The sequence below is a fragment of the Thermospira aquatica genome, from assembly GCF_023525255.1.
GTDB lineage: Bacteria > Spirochaetota > Brevinematia > Brevinematales > Thermospiraceae > Thermospira > Thermospira aquatica.
On the sequence record NZ_CP073355.1, the window covers coordinates 276,198 to 290,337 of the forward strand.

General features: G+C 45.1%; 14 protein-coding genes. 7 read left to right on the forward strand and 7 right to left on the reverse strand.

Features of this window, described 5'->3' with window-relative positions:
* Window positions 1–29: 29 nt before the first annotated feature.
* Window positions 30–953, reverse strand: a complete 924-nt coding sequence (locus KDW03_RS01380; protein WP_271435614.1) for a flagellar filament outer layer protein FlaA — start codon at window positions 951–953, stop codon at window positions 30–32.
* Window positions 954–1,214: 261 nt separating this feature from the next.
* Here KDW03_RS01380 and ilvB point away from each other — a divergent pair, with 261 nt between their 5' ends.
* The 6 genes from ilvB (at window position 1,215) to KDW03_RS01410 (ending at window position 6,779) form a co-directional block, all read left to right on the forward strand.
* On the forward strand, window positions 1,215–2,924 hold the full coding sequence (gene ilvB / locus KDW03_RS01385; RefSeq protein WP_271435615.1) for a biosynthetic-type acetolactate synthase large subunit: 1,710 nt from the start codon (window positions 1,215–1,217) through the stop codon (window positions 2,922–2,924).
* On the forward strand, window positions 2,924–3,397 hold the full coding sequence (ilvN, locus tag KDW03_RS01390; RefSeq protein WP_271435616.1) for an acetolactate synthase small subunit: 474 nt from the start codon (window positions 2,924–2,926) through the stop codon (window positions 3,395–3,397). The genes ilvB and ilvN overlap by 1 nt, the downstream gene beginning before the upstream one ends.
* A 26-nt stretch (window positions 3,398–3,423) precedes the next feature.
* Entirely contained in the window at window positions 3,424–4,440 is a 1,017-nt protein-coding gene (gene ilvC, locus KDW03_RS01395) for a ketol-acid reductoisomerase (RefSeq protein ID WP_271435617.1), read from the forward strand.
* A 130-nt stretch (window positions 4,441–4,570) separates the two neighbouring features.
* Window positions 4,571–5,104: a hypothetical protein gene (locus tag KDW03_RS01400; RefSeq protein WP_271435618.1), complete on the forward strand. Its 534-nt coding sequence runs from the start codon at window positions 4,571–4,573 to the stop codon at window positions 5,102–5,104.
* A complete protein-coding gene (locus tag KDW03_RS01405) occupies window positions 5,070–5,765 on the forward strand; it encodes a DNA polymerase III subunit delta (protein WP_271435619.1) in 696 nt (231 codons plus the stop codon). Before KDW03_RS01400 ends, KDW03_RS01405 begins: the two co-directional genes overlap by 35 nt.
* Window positions 5,766–5,951: 186 nt before the next feature.
* On the forward strand, window positions 5,952–6,779 hold the full coding sequence (locus KDW03_RS01410; RefSeq protein WP_271435620.1) for a TrmH family RNA methyltransferase: 828 nt from the start codon (window positions 5,952–5,954) through the stop codon (window positions 6,777–6,779).
* Here the strand turns inward: KDW03_RS01410 and KDW03_RS01415 are convergent.
* The 3 genes from KDW03_RS01415 to KDW03_RS01425 are packed head-to-tail and all read right to left on the reverse strand — an operon-like array spanning window position 6,700 to window position 8,993.
* Window positions 6,700–7,314, reverse strand: coding sequence for a hypothetical protein (locus tag KDW03_RS01415; RefSeq protein WP_271435621.1), 615 nt, complete (start codon window positions 7,312–7,314; stop codon window positions 6,700–6,702). The genes KDW03_RS01410 and KDW03_RS01415 overlap by 80 nt on opposite strands.
* A 4-nt stretch (window positions 7,315–7,318) precedes the next feature.
* Window positions 7,319–8,263, reverse strand: coding sequence for a DUF4340 domain-containing protein (locus KDW03_RS01420; protein ID WP_271435622.1), 945 nt, complete (start codon window positions 8,261–8,263; stop codon window positions 7,319–7,321).
* A 58-nt stretch (window positions 8,264–8,321) separates the two neighbouring features.
* Window positions 8,322–8,993, reverse strand: coding sequence for a SurA N-terminal domain-containing protein (locus KDW03_RS01425; RefSeq protein ID WP_271435623.1), 672 nt, complete (start codon window positions 8,991–8,993; stop codon window positions 8,322–8,324).
* Between the two features lie 112 nt (window positions 8,994–9,105).
* Between KDW03_RS01425 and KDW03_RS01430 the strand changes: the two genes are divergently transcribed.
* Window positions 9,106–9,576, forward strand: a complete 471-nt coding sequence (locus tag KDW03_RS01430) for a hypothetical protein (protein WP_271435624.1) — start codon at window positions 9,106–9,108, stop codon at window positions 9,574–9,576.
* A gap of 131 nt (window positions 9,577–9,707) precedes the next feature.
* Here KDW03_RS01430 and KDW03_RS01435 read toward each other — a convergent pair whose 3' ends face one another.
* The 3 genes from KDW03_RS01435 to KDW03_RS01445 are packed head-to-tail and all read right to left on the reverse strand — an operon-like array spanning window position 9,708 to window position 14,133.
* Complete coding sequence (locus tag KDW03_RS01435; RefSeq protein WP_271435625.1) at window positions 9,708–10,577, reverse strand: FapA family protein; 870 nt, start codon at window positions 10,575–10,577, stop codon at window positions 9,708–9,710.
* 8 nt (window positions 10,578–10,585) lie between these two features.
* Entirely contained in the window at window positions 10,586–12,004 is a 1,419-nt protein-coding gene (locus tag KDW03_RS01440; RefSeq protein WP_271435626.1) for a GAF domain-containing protein, read from the reverse strand.
* A gap of 8 nt (window positions 12,005–12,012) precedes the next feature.
* Complete coding sequence (locus KDW03_RS01445) at window positions 12,013–14,133, reverse strand: hypothetical protein (RefSeq protein ID WP_271435627.1); 2,121 nt, start codon at window positions 14,131–14,133, stop codon at window positions 12,013–12,015.
* Between the last annotated feature and the right edge of the window lie 7 nt (window positions 14,134–14,140).

Consider the following 14,140-nt stretch of genomic DNA (forward strand, 5'->3'; position numbering starts at 1 on the left):
GGAAGCTTTTATAGGAGGTTTCTTGAGGACTATTTGTCCACTATTGGATCCTTATTCAGTTGCATGCGGTATTTCTCTTGCTGGTAGAGATACAGATCCTCAACCAGGCGCATCTCTTCCAGTTTCTGGCGACGTTTTGCCCGGGTGGTAATAATCTGCCAGACTTCCTCATCGTTGATATCCTCAACCACGTCGCTGTCTACAACATAAGGGGTATACTCCATATCAATCGACTTTATATAGGTGACAAAATCCCCTCCTATCTGATCGGCATACCGATAGATAATGATAGCATCCAGGACAAGGTAAGGTACATCCTTAGGATACAACGGCTCACGGCGCAAAATCTTCGCATTAAATCTCTCACTAAAATTCGGGTTGACATACATGAGTTTTCTCCAACCTTCAAAGTTAAGCCAGCCAACAAAAAACTCTTTGTATTCCTCATTCTTGTCACGAAAACGGACACTCGCTCCATAGGGATAATTTCGGCCGCTGATCCACATAGAGACAGAACGCACCTCCGAAACATTGGGCATCACCCCGTTGGAGATATTCATATAACGCCCTTCATCATCATAAATTTTGATAGGAAAAGGTGGTTGAAGAAGAGCATTTGCATTGTTTTTCCATGTGGGAAAATGAATTCTCGCCCCAATTACTGTCCCAAACCGCTTACTCTCGACAGGCTTACAGTAGCTCTGAAACCGATTCTGATCGAGATTTGCAGACTCATTCAACTTAACGGTCCAGCTTTCAAGAAGAAAATCTTTATAGCCAAAGACAATTCGCGGCTGCCCATCGATGTTGGTAATATAACTTTCTTCTGGCCCTTCAAACTGGAGCTTAATCCGCTGATCATACTCTGAAAAGTCTATCACGTTTCGACTAATAACCCCATACGCACTCAGAGCCGAAACCAGTAGAAAGGAAACTATCAGTTCTCTCCTCATAACCCACTCCTTTTCTTCGTTGACACAAAAAGCATCGGAAAAAAACAAAAAAGCATTATATTTTGATACGTGTTTTTTCATGTTTTTTCTGGTATCAAATTCGAGTTATCCTTAAAAAAAACAAATTTATCTCTATGAATTTCAATAAAATAAAAGAGATTACAAAATTCCAGTTTTGAAGGGGTAAACTGCTTAAAAACTTGACTATTTTTTGTTTTTGCATTTAAATAATGGTACTCGAAAAAGAGTGGAGGTGAAAACGTGACACTATCAGGTGCACAGATTCTCGTTGAGTGCTTAAAACGAGAAGGAGTCAAGGTTATCTTTGGATATCCGGGTGGAGTGGTTATCCCCCTGTTTGACGTGCTCTACGATGAGAGTTCTATCAAACTCATTCACGTGCGCCACGAACAGGGTGCTGCTCACGCTGCCGATGGATATGCCAGAGCTTCCGGCAAGGTCGGTGTCTGTCTCGCCACAAGTGGACCTGGCGCCACCAATCTGGTAACAGGTATCGCTACCGCTTATATGGACTCTATCCCTATGGTAGCTATCACAGGACAGGTAGCCACCTCGATGATCGGGAGTGATGCCTTCCAGGAAGTGGATATTACCGGTATTACGCGCCCCATCACCAAGCACAATTTCCTCGTAAAGGACGTTCATGACCTCGCCAGAATTGTAAGGGAAGCTTTCTATATCGCAAGTACGGGAAGACCTGGGCCTGTGCTCATTGATGTTCCCAAGGACGTTCTCACAACGAAAACAGAATTCATCTGGCCAGAAAAAGTGGAATTGCGAAGTTATAAACCATTTTTCAAGGTGAACCAGGGACAGATCAAGAAGGCCGTAGAACTGCTGGAAAAATCTCAACGTCCTATTATCTACTACGGTGGCGGTGTGATCGCAGGAAACGCAGGATCTTTACTTACTGAGTTTGCGAGGAAACATCGTATCCCTGTGACCTCAACCCTGTTGGGGCTCGGCGCTTATCCTGCTGATGTAAGTGATCCCCTCTATCTTGGCATGCTTGGCATGCATGGTACCGTCTATGCCAACTATGCTATCCATCACTCTGATCTGATCCTTGCCATTGGGGCCAGGTTTGACGACCGTGTCACCGGCAAGATTGATGAATTTGCCCCTCATGCCAAGACTATTCACATAGACATTGATCCCTCATCCATTAGCAAAAATGTTGTGGTGCACGTGCCCATCGTTGGGGATGTTAAAGACGCTCTCACTGAGCTCCTCAAACAAGAATTCTCTATACGGACAGAGAGCTGGCTCAAGCAAATCGCAGAGTGGAAAAACGCCAATCCCCTCACCTATCAGAATAACAACCAGATTATCAAACCCCAGTATGTGATCGAAACCCTTTCCAAACTCACCAATGGTGATGCTATTATCTCCACAGAGGTAGGCCAACACCAGATGTGGGTGGCCCAGTATTATGGCTTTCGAAAACCCAGAAGTTTTCTCAGCTCGGGAGGATTGGGAACGATGGGGTTTGGATTTCCTGCCGGTATTGGTGCCCAACTTGCTCGTCCCGATAAACCAACCATCGTGGTAGCAGGAGACGGATCGCTTCAGATGAACATCCAGGAGATGGCAACAGCTCGTTACTACGATGTTCCTGTCAAGGTCATCGTGCTCAACAATACCTACCTTGGTATGGTTCGCCAGTGGCAGGAGCTTTTCTACAACAAGCGTTACTCGGCGGTAAAACTTGCCAAGGTTACCTGCGACGGAAAAGAATGTTACTACCCTGACTTTGTAAAGGTTGCTGAGGCGTATGGCTGGTGGGCTTCCCGTGTCATCAATCCTTCCGATGTTGAACAAGCCATTAAGGATCTCCTTGCTCAAGAGGGACCGGCACTCCTTGACGTCATCATCGAGCAAGAGGAAAACGTCTTCCCCATGGTACCTGCAGGCGCCAATCTGACACAAATGATAGGAGGGCTTGCCTAATGCATTACACACTTTCAGTTCTGGTAGAAAACCAGTTTGGGGTCCTTGCACGTATTGCTGGTCTTTTTTCTGCCCGGGGATTCAATATTGTAAGCCTTTCTGTTGCAGAAACAGAAGACCCAACGATATCTGTTATGACGATTGTTGTTGATGGCGATAACCGTGTCGTGGACCAGGTCAAAAAACAACTCAATAAACTCATTGAGGTTATCAAAGTCCGTGATCTCACAGATGAAGAATACGTGGAAAGAGAACTTGCTCTCATTAAAGTTGGTGTCAATGCCGCCAAGAGACGAGAGATTATCGAAATCGCTGATGTATTCAAGGGTAAGGTGGTAGACATTTCTCACACCACGATCACTATTGAGGTTACCGGATCAGAGGAAAAAGTTGATGCCATCATTGAGCTTCTCAAAAGCTACGGTATCATTGAAATGGCAAGAACCGGAAAGATTGCACTCCTAAGAGGATAGTTTTAAATTTTTAAGGAGGATAGACAATGAAGGTCTATTACGAAAAAGATGCTAAGATGGATGCCATCAAAGGCAAAAAAGTTGCTATCATTGGATACGGTAGCCAGGGATACGCCCATTCCAACAACCTTCACGATTCAGGGGTAGAGGTTGCTGTCGGTCTGCGCAAGGGAAGTCCTTCCTGGAAAAAAGCAGAAGATGCTGGTCTCAAGGTCATGGAAGTTTCTGAGGCAGCTGCCTGGGCAGACATGATTATGATGCTTTTGCCAGACGAACTCCAGGGCGATGTTTACCGCCAGTCCATTGAGAAAAACCTCACCAAGGGTAAAATGCTCATGTTTGCTCACGGTTTTAACATCCATTTTGGCCAGATTGTTCCCCCTTCTGATGTGGATGTTACCATGGTGGCCCCCAAAGGTCCCGGTCACATGGTGCGAGAAGAGTATAAAAAAGGTGGTGGTGTACCCTGTCTTGTAGCTGTTCACCAGAATGCCACCGGCAAGGCTCTTGAGATTGCTTTAGCATACGCCAATGCTATTGGTGGTGCCCGTGCAGGAGTAATCGAAACCACCTTTAAAGATGAAACAGAGACCGACCTCTTCGGTGAACAGGCTGTCCTCTGTGGTGGGGTAACGAATCTCATGAGAGCTGGTTTCGAAGTCCTTGTAGAAGCTGGTTATCCCCCTGAAATGGCTTACTTTGAATGTATCCACGAAATGAAACTCATCGTGGATCTCATCTACCAGGGTGGGTTTGCTGATATGCGTTACTCCATCTCCAACACTGCCGAATACGGCGACTATGTTTCCGGTCCCTTTGTGATTGACGAAAGTGTCAAACAGAGAATGAAAGAAGTCCTCCGCCGTATTCAGACAGGAGAGTTTGCCCGTGACTGGATGCTGGAGAACAAGGTTAATAAACCCTCATTCATGGCGAAGCGTGCCATGTGGAGCGAACATCCCCTGGAAAAGGTGGGCGCTCAGCTGCGTGCCATGATGCCCTGGATCCAGAAAGGCAAAATCATCGACAAATCGAAAAACTAACACACTGGCCATCTGGTAAAACCAGGTGGCCATGTTTTTCTTAATGTATATGAGAGATGCAAAAACTCAGGTACGTGCGTTTTTTCTGGCAAGTAGTGCACTTCTCGCTTTCTTGGGACTATTTTCCTGCATGAACGGGAAACGAGATGAATCTTACGAGAGTGTTGTGTGGACCAATAGCTGGCTCCAAATACGCAAAAAAGAACTCGCCCTTCCCCTCGAGATCCGTACCATTGCCCTTTCTTTCTCTTTTCCAGAGAGTTGGCAACCATGGAAACCTACCATTGAAGATGCCCTCACTCGAGAACTTTTTTCCTTCCAGCGTATCGTCGACAACAAAATCCCTCAGGCTCAAGTAGTCATCGAGCTTCTTCCTCTCCGTTCCCAGATGATACCTCCAGAGAAAAAGATTTACGAAATCCGTGGAACATTTTCTCTCTTTATAGGAGATCATCTCTTTCGTTCGAATGTGGTTATCTTTGATCGTGTCTTTGCCTATACCAATGTCAACGAAGACACCGTATACAACCACCTTATCTTGCGATGGGCACAGTATGCCGCAGAAAACATTCACTACGGATGGAGTGTTTCTCAAGACTTCTCCTCTATCCCCGTGTTAGGAGGCAGTAATGAAACGCCTGTTTCTTATCCACGGACCCAATGAGGTTCTCCGTCGGCAATACGAAAAAGAGTATGTGGAGAAATACGCTTCCCTGGAAAAGACCATCGTCTATACCTCAGAAAAAGAACCCTCTGACTTTGTAAGTAACGCCAGTTCAGACTTTATCTTTGGAGGAGGTGAGTTTTTTGTCCTCAAAAACTGGGATGAACTCAAAGAACATGCCCTTCATGAATGGGAAAAAGCCCTTTTGAGTATTCTTTCCATGGAGAGTCCCCATCTTTTCCTTCTCTCCGCAGAAAAGGTAAGTAAAAAATTTCTCTCGATGGTAGATCCCTATGCCGAGATCCGTGAATGCAAGCCCCTCTACGGAAGAGATATCATCGCTTTTATCCGCCAACAGTTTCAAAACCACCAGATCAAGGCCGAAGAAGAGGTGTACGAGTTTCTCCTTGACCTCAGCAATCAATCCCTCGAGGAAATTGACCGCATGCTTCACATTCTCATCCCCGCTGTTGACAAAAAGAGTAGCCTGACGCTACGTTTCTGCGAGGAGCTTCTCGCACCATCTACCAATTACTCTATTTTTGACCTTATTTTTTTTACGCATACTTGCCTTGCTCGGTTTGGAGTCGTTCGTTCCCATGATTTATCGCACCTGCCGTCTCCTCTGGAGTTACAAAACAAGAGAGAACACACCCCTTGAAACCTGGGCAAAGGAGGTCTCCATTTCCCTTTTTGAGGCAAAAAGAATCAAAGAATACGACCAAAAAACCTCCCTCAAACAAATCAGTCGCTGGTTTGAACATATTGCCTACCTGGAAGAAATCTCAAAAAGCGCACCCGAAGAAGTTGCAGAAAACCTTTTTGAAGCGTTTTTGATGGAGGAGTGATGCAAAGAGAAGGATTTAACAAACTCTCCGTTTCCCAGAAAGTTCGTAAACTCTCCACCTTGGCCAGGGAAAGTGCCCGAAACCCCACCAAACAACAACTCTTCTGGGAATGTACCGGATGGATAGCAACTGATCCTCATCCAAGGCTTCGAAAAGCCTTTCTTCTCATCGAAAAGACAAAACCAGACCTTCTCCCCTCCCCCCATCTCTGGTTTCATCTCTCGTACGAGCTTCTTGCCCTTAATAACGAAACTCGATCAGAAGAGGATTTTCTTTCCCCTGTATTTGATAGAGAGGATCCTCTTTACCGCTGGGAGAGCGTTGTCATCCTCGCCGATATACGTTCTCCCTTCAATGTCGGAAGTATCATCCGTACCGCAGAAGCCTTTGGCTGGTCAGAAGCCTGCCTCTGCGGTATTACCCCATCTGTATCCAACCCCAGAGTGGCAAAGACCGCTATGGGCACCCATGAGTGGATAATAATACGAGAATTTGAAACCGTTCCACAAGCCATTGCATACTATAAAAATCATGGATATACTATCGCTGCCCTTGAGGTAATCCCTCAGAGCACCCCTCTCTGGGACACTACCCTTCCTGAAAAAACCGCTCTCATCATGGGCAACGAAGAATTCGGCATCCCTGAAGAAACCCTCGCCCTGGTTGACCAGATCGTGTATATCCCCTTGTACGGGAGAAAACTCTCTCTCAATGTAGCAAACGCCTTCGCCATAACGACAGCTGTCCTTACCCGGCAGTGGTCCCTCCAAAGGGAAAAAACAAAAACACAAAAAACTCCCCATCAGACCCTTGAGAACGACTCATAAAAAGAGAATATCGCCCCTTGTCAGAGTATACCAGAAAAAAGCCATCCTTTTCCTCAATCGCCCATTCCTTTAAAGCGGTGAAGATATTTTTCCCCAAAAGATCACGGGAAAAAAAAGAAAAAGCCGCCTGGTTTTGATAAAGCACCTTTTTAAAGAGATTGGTCACCACCACGGGATAGTCCATACTACGGACTACCCCCTCAACCCTGCTAAACGAAAACTCATCCGGATGAAAATGCCACCGAAACTCTTTGTAAGAAATCAACGTCATCTCCCCTGTCTCAAGAAAAAGTACAGGAATTTTCGTATGAGGAGAGGGATCTTTACTGAGCAAAAACTCCTCCATCTGCGGTACACTCAATCGTTGCACAAGATCCAGAACAGAAAGATGTGTCTCATCAAGATGGCGTTCAATATCCCTTTTGAACACCATACCCTCGTACTCCATCCCCCGAAACACAAGAATCCCCCGCACATGGGGCGCCTGATAAAAAAGTGCAAGAAGTTCCTTAAGGGAAGGAATATCCTTTCTCATACCCCTAACGCCTGAACTGGGATGCCTGGGTAATCCACTTCGTGGTCACTTCCCCCTCGGAAACCACAAATATCCCCTGCCTTTCCCCTGAGTAAGCATACAAGAACCCCTCCTCTCCCTTATCACTTACCCAGAGAGTGTTACTTCGACCTTCACCCACAAATACCACCCCATAGCGAGGAGTAACAAGAGAGTACTGCCTGAGAAAAGAGGGCGTCACCTCTGTGGTGAGAAAATGATCTATTTGAAAGGGATAAAAATCAAGAAGCACCGACTTCACCGAAAAATTCGTAAGCATCCTCTTCTCTGGAAAAACCATCGCCCATCCCGAAAGATTCGTCACAATCTCCACTACCCGCTTTCCCTCAAAGAAAAACACCACTTTCTCGAGATGATCAAAGGGAATATCAAAAATATCCGGCCAGCGATACGCTCCCTGAGGCTGGGTTACATCCACCAGGTTATAGGTTGCAGTTTGATAGTTGGTTTCCGTTCCATTGATCCGCAGATAGAAATAATTCTGGCCCGGCGTAACATTTCCGATATCAAGGGTATACTCCTCCCCTCGACGGTTACTCAACACAAAACGGTAAACATACGGAGAAAAACCATAATTTTCCCACTCGGAGGCTTCACGTATAACAAAGGCTTGTTCCGTTTTCACACGTGAGAGGGTATCCAGCATCCGGTGAAAAAGCTCCGGGTGGACCTTTTCACGCACCGGCGAAACCATATACCACTCTTCCCCATATCTCTCAAAAGCCGTATACTCTCTCGTATTCGTCTGGTTGTGCCATCGGGCCACAAAAACCACATCATCTGTATCCCACGAAAGCAATCTTATGTGGGGCTCTTTTGAACGCTTCGGTCGCGTAAAAAAATACCCGCCTCCCACTAAAACCAGAACTACCAGCCATACAAGAAGAGAATAAGAAGATCTACGCGCCATAGCATCTCCTTTTTGGGTATTCACGTATCAAGTTTCACCTCAATTCCCACAAGTTTTTTTACTTCCCCAGAGGAAGGGTATTCACAGGAGACGGCATCGGAGCATTCACACTTCTCTGAATCTGATAAGCCTCTCGAAGCTGCATCACATAACGAGCAGCCCATTCCTGGAGTTTTCGATTGCCGATCTCCTGCTGAATAAACTGCTTCATCTGAGAAGCCGGAATATTCATTTTGGAGAGCTGGGCCTTATTCTGTTCATAGAAGGCATTGATCTCAGCATCGGTAGGAAGAAAAACAGAGGTATCCGAAGGAAGATGCTTTCTCAAATAGAGCTGATACACCGCCTGGCGAACAGAAGCCTGGATCAAAAATCTTGTTTCAGGGGTATCAAAACTCTTATCCTTTAAGGCTTCAAGCAATACAACATACTGATTAATAAACTCTTCAAGTAATTGCGCCTTGAGTTCCGGACTATTCATAAGCTGCGCCCTCTGATTGGCAGGAACCTGTTCGAGAAAAAGTTGTATTCCTCGGTCCAGATCCTCTTGAGTAATCACATACTGACCAACTTTTGCCACCCAGTTTGTTGATTTTACAGAAGGAAGCGGATAAAACATGGTAAGGGCGAGGTCTTTTTTCTGTATACTTACGAAAAATGGGATCAACCCGCCTCCCAGTCCCACTATAAAACCAATCAATACCCCAAGCCACAGTGGTATTTTTTGCATACATTACTCCTTGTTTGTTTTTTTCAGAGAAAAATTGTAATCAAAAGAGAGAAAAAAATCAAGTTTTTAGCCACTATGCCGATAAACTGATATCGAAATGGGAGGACATTTTATGCGAAAAACATGGTTTCTTATTCTGATACCGGTACTTTTTCTTTTGTCAGCTACCAAAGGATTAGACTATTCCGATCCTGTCCTTGTTGTGGATGCGGCATGTATCTTTCTGATGAAAGGAGACTACGAGTATCTGCTCCTACTCACGGAAGAAAATGAAAAAAAGAAAACCCTCATCATTCTCTCCAATCTTCAGAGTAACAAAAATGCCAAAGCCTGGCTCAAGGAAGAAATGGATAAACTCGGTGGTTACGAAATCGTCAATGCCGAACTCTACACCAACAACAGCCAGCAATACGCCGTTGTTTCCACCAGATGGCTCATCAAAAACACCTCACAAGAAATAAGCGAATTCGCCACTCCCGAGGAAAAAGCAAAAATCAAACCCAATATTGTCACCTCGGTGGATTACCTTCTCAAAAAAATCGACGGCAAATGGAAAATTGTTTCCACAAAAATCCGACAGTAAAATGTATATCCTCATGGTAAAAAAGAAAAAAGAGAAGGCTTCGGCCTTCTCTTTTTTTATAAAGACAAAAAATGAAAAAAAGAAAAAACGTTTAACGGAAAATATTCCACCTCTACACAAGACACGAAAAACTAAGCATACTTTTTTCGTCTCATATACTCATCAAAATCACCAAGAATAAGGATCCCCTTTTTGTAGACGATCACATTACGATATCGGGTGGTAAGTTCAAGTTTCTGATTATCAATGGCAAGAGAGACATTTTCATAGACCGTGTCGTGAATAAGAATCGTCCGCTCCAGTTCATTCTCTTTTTGAGATTGTTCCCAGAGAGCCTTGCGCTGTGTCTGGACATGAGCCAGGCGCAAACATACCTCCTGATAGAGTTTCACCTGCTGAGCAAGCTCCTGTTTTTTCGCAAGAGGAAGTTGTTTCACCTTCTCGCCAAGAATTCGAATCACCTGAATAGTTTTCTCGTAACGTTCCTTCTCTGCCTGGAGTTTTTTTTCTACCTCAGCCAACTTTTGACTCTGGAGAAACATCTCCGATTGACGAAAATTGGTGAGCCTTGCAATGGTAAAAAAACCCTTTTCATTCCCCAGAAAATTCGTCTCAACCTCGATGCCAGCTTCTGCTGTTCCTCCAACAATAGCTCCCCTTCCCTCTTTACACACAATGGTTTCCCTTGCTACCAGGTGAGCCTCAATAGCCTCTATGAGAATATATATAGACTTTTTCGCCCGAAGCGTGGCGTTTCTTACCTTACTCACGGTAATATTGCCTGCCGCTACCAGAGAAGATTGGTAGCCATTCACTGTCCCGTGAACCGTAATACTCCCCTTATGAGAAAAAATCCTGGATTGTTCCACATCCCCTATCACGACAACATTGCCGATAGCCTCAACCTGATTCCCAATTCCCACATTTCCCCGTATTTCCACATCATCTTCTATCACCATTGGCGCACCGTGAGGTGGGAGTGCAGAGTTAATGATATGCATGATATCTCCTACACCAACGAGGTCAATCTATTCAGATAAGAGAGCATATTCTGACCTTCATCGGGATAACTGGCAAAAGAGATCTGCACCTGAATAGGAATATCCCCCTGATGAGAGAATATCTCCCCCACAAGATGATGGAGGGTGTCGCTATACGTTTCCACTTCAGAGAGAGGAACTCCAGTAAAGATCAAGAGAAAACGTTCCAGATCGTAGTGTATCCACTGTGAAAGCGAAGGAAAAGCATCAACGATTCTCTGTTCCAGAGTCTGAATAAGAGAAAGCGTCTGTTCTTCAGAATAAAACTCGGGATACTTTGAGAGATTATTGAGTTTCATGTAGAGCAGACTCATTCCCACGCCAAACTCGTTTGCTTTTTGAGCCTCATTTTTCAAAGTCGTAAAAAGGTTATCAAAAGGATTATGAACAGATTTTTCCCTGATCCACTGGGAAAGCAGAAGTGGAGGAGCTATCTGAGAGGCAATGATAGCAAGAAGATTCAATGTTTCCGTGGAAACCTCTCGTAAAGGTTCGTTTTCTATAGAAGTGACTATCAAAGCCCCCACACGACGCTTCATTGTCGCAAGAGGAAGAAAGATATACGGGGAAGAAGACCATGAAGATGTCGAAAGAAGTCTGGGCTGATTGTCACTAAAACACGCCTCCTCTTCAGGAGAAATTATATACATCTGCCCTGGAGAAAAAGCCGGTAGCTGGTAAGAAGAGGTTACTCTGGCTTTATTCCCATGAAAAGAAAGTAAAAGTGAAGATGTTACCCCAAAACCTGTGGCCAGAGTCTCCTGCAAAAGAGAAGTAATAAGTTCAAAGTCGTCGCTGGAATTGATCAGGGTGCTAATCTCATAAAGAGCGGAAAGCTGTTTCAGTCTCCGATCGAGATCTTCATACGCCCTCTGAAGAGATGTGTAAAGATGGGCATTCTCCAGAGCGCTGCCTGCCAGAGAAGCTACTGCCTGGATAAAGTGTTTATCCTCTTCCTGATAGGTCCCTTCGCCCTTCGGTCCAAGAAGAAAAAAGCCATTCCATCCATTCTTACTTGAAAGAGGCACCAGGATATAGCCATGTTTCAAAGAGCGAAAAAAACCCTCGCCACGAAAATCCTCTTGTATTCCCCCTGAAAAGAGCGTTTCAAGAGAGAAATCTACACACTCATCCACACCCTCCATCCCTTGTTGTTGGGCAAGAATGTATGAGGTATCTTTTTTTTGGTATATGGCTATCTCGGAAAGCTGGAACTGCCCCATCAGGGTAAAAAGCAAGATCTGCAAAAGCTCTTCGCTATTGAGGGTAGCACTAAGTTCTTTGTTAATCTCGAGAAGAGTTTGAAGTTCAAGCAGTTTCTTTTCAAAATTCACCGCAGGTGGCTGAAGAACAAAACGATAATACCTCGCTTTTTCTTTGAGTCCCATATCCTGTCCTATAAACCCAATTTACCCATAATCTTCATATAAAGATCATAATACTCAGATTGAGCGAATTCTTTAATCTTATCTTCCGGGAGATCTGATAAAAGGTTATCCAGATACTGAAGCACCTTGCGAAGCTCTTCACGGGTTGACCCACTCAAGGCATCAAGATTGGTTTCGATAACCTGTCGTCGATCAAACTCCTCTGAGCCCGCAGCAGGCATGTACGCTTCGCCAACCAATGGTTCAGAAATCTCCTCCTCGCCTGTCATACCCAGATCTTCAAGCGACACTTCTACCGTCTCTGCTTCCGCTAAAGGAGGTAACTCCGTCTCTTTCTCTGATTCTTCTTGTTCCTCCATACTTTCCAAAGACTCAAGATCCGGTTCTGCAACTTCAATGAGTTGATTAAGATCCTGCTGTTTCAGATCTTCTATCTTTTCCTCCTCCGCAACGATAGAATCAAAACTCTCCAGTGAGAGAGGCACCTCTGTCTCTACAGGAATATCCACCCTCTCAAGATCGGACACAGCCTCTTCTTCACCAACTGAAGCAATCTCATGTACTGGCTCCGCGGAGACCTCGGACACTCCTCTATCCATTTCGGATGCGGTAACTTCAGAGGTACCCACCTCCATCGTGAGAGCTGGTTCTTCCGTAACCTCAATATTATTGAGCTCATCAAGAGAAAGGGCGATAGGTTCATTCTCATCTTCAACATTAGGCTGAAGATCTGGTATAGCTGAGAGATCAAACTGAAAAGGTACTTCTTCTTGCTCTGATGCGGGTGCTTCTTCGGATATATCAGAGATCAAGGGGGCTGATTCCCTTTCTATAACTACAGGTTCAGCTTCTACCATTTCCACAGTCTCAGGCAGAGTCTCCTCAACAACAGAAACAGGTTCACCCATCTCTGCAAAAGGAGTTTCTTCAAGAACAATGGGTTCAAGCTGAATCTCTTCTGCCGCAAGATCAAATGCTTGGGTTGGTTCCTCACGTTGGAGTAACGGCTCCTCCATCACGGTATCAAGTTTTTCAAGATCAGGTAATGGAACCTCTTTTTCGCGTTCTGGAAGAGGGTTCGTCTCTCGCAAAACCTCTGTTGGTTCTGAAGCATACACCGTCTCTTGAGGAGAAAAACCCTTATCTTCCACTATCAACTCAAAATTCTCCTCCAAAGGAACTTGGTTCTTGTCTGTTTCAACAAAAACAACCTCTCCCTGCGGTTCTATGGCTTCAGGAGACACAAGAAATTCCTCCGGTACACTTTCACTCTCAACAGGAAGAACCGTTTCCTTACCAACTTCCTCAGAAACTACCTCTATTCCACCTACCATATCCCCATAAAGAAGCTGATCAAGCTCATCCCCAGAAACACTTACAATCTCATCTTCTTCATTCACCGAAAGCGGTGGTTTGGGTTGCTCTTTTCCTACCACGGGGGACTCTTCTTTGAAGATAGGTTCAGCAACATTCTCCTCTCGTATTGGGGTTTCTTCTATGGGAGGTTCTTCCTGCTCAAGAAGGTTGATGGTTTCATCTTTCGCGATCGTAGGAATCTCCACCTCTCCCGAAGACTCTACCGGATTTTCACTGGAAATACCCCCGAATTCAAGCTCATCCACATTCAGAGACTCTATCGCCGGCGCTTCTGCAAGTCCAGAAATCATAGGCTCTTCCGGAGAAACCTGTTTTGATTCTTCTACAACGGAAGAACCACCAGGAGCTACTTGAGGTTGGATTGATTGGATACCACCCTCTAACCCACCTGATGGACTCATAACACTCAGATTCTCCGTTTGAATAGTGATTGAAGGAGCGGAAATCGTCAACTCTTCTGGTTTAAGCGAAACATCTCCTGTCATGGAGCCCATGCCCGAGGTTGCGCCACCTCCTCCCTCACCCTGGGGCATTTCCCCCATTGCCCCGCCTCCTCCTCCAAAAGTAGCCGTGTTGATCTGGATGTTTTCTATATTCCCAACACTCCCTACTTCCATAGAGCCCACTTCTCCACCAAATTCCTCAGGAAGAGGTTCTTCGAACTCACGAATATCTATATCATCCAGCGTAATGGTTTCGATATCCATGTCTAGTTCAAAATCATCAATGATCTCATGACTCCCCTCTGGCATACCATGC

Bases quoted from the DNA above. Each gene is read 5' to 3' on its own strand.
- KDW03_RS01430 (WP_271435624.1), top strand. From the start codon at position 9,106: ATGCGAAAAACATGGTTTCTTATTCTGATACCGGTACTTTTTCTTTTG.
- KDW03_RS01400 (WP_271435618.1), top strand. From the start codon at position 4,571: ATGAACGGGAAACGAGATGAATCTTACGAGAGTGTTGTGTGGACCAAT.
- KDW03_RS01405 (WP_271435619.1), top strand. From the start codon at position 5,070: ATGAAACGCCTGTTTCTTATCCACGGACCCAATGAGGTTCTCCGTCGG.
- ilvC (WP_271435617.1), top strand. From the start codon at position 3,424: ATGAAGGTCTATTACGAAAAAGATGCTAAGATGGATGCCATCAAAGGC.
- KDW03_RS01420 (WP_271435622.1), bottom strand. From the start codon at position 8,263: ATGGCGCGTAGATCTTCTTATTCTCTTCTTGTATGGCTGGTAGTTCTG.
- KDW03_RS01410 (WP_271435620.1), top strand. From the start codon at position 5,952: ATGCAAAGAGAAGGATTTAACAAACTCTCCGTTTCCCAGAAAGTTCGT.
- KDW03_RS01380 (WP_271435614.1), bottom strand. From the start codon at position 953: ATGAGGAGAGAACTGATAGTTTCCTTTCTACTGGTTTCGGCTCTGAGT.
- KDW03_RS01425 (WP_271435623.1), bottom strand. From the start codon at position 8,993: ATGCAAAAAATACCACTGTGGCTTGGGGTATTGATTGGTTTTATAGTG.
- KDW03_RS01440 (WP_271435626.1), bottom strand. From the start codon at position 12,004: ATGGGACTCAAAGAAAAAGCGAGGTATTATCGTTTTGTTCTTCAGCCA.
- KDW03_RS01445 (WP_271435627.1), bottom strand. From the start codon at position 14,133: ATGCCAGAGGGGAGTCATGAGATCATTGATGATTTTGAACTAGACATG.
- ilvN (WP_271435616.1), top strand. From the start codon at position 2,924: ATGCATTACACACTTTCAGTTCTGGTAGAAAACCAGTTTGGGGTCCTT.
- KDW03_RS01435 (WP_271435625.1), bottom strand. From the start codon at position 10,577: ATGCATATCATTAACTCTGCACTCCCACCTCACGGTGCGCCAATGGTG.
- KDW03_RS01415 (WP_271435621.1), bottom strand. From the start codon at position 7,314: ATGAGAAAGGATATTCCTTCCCTTAAGGAACTTCTTGCACTTTTTTAT.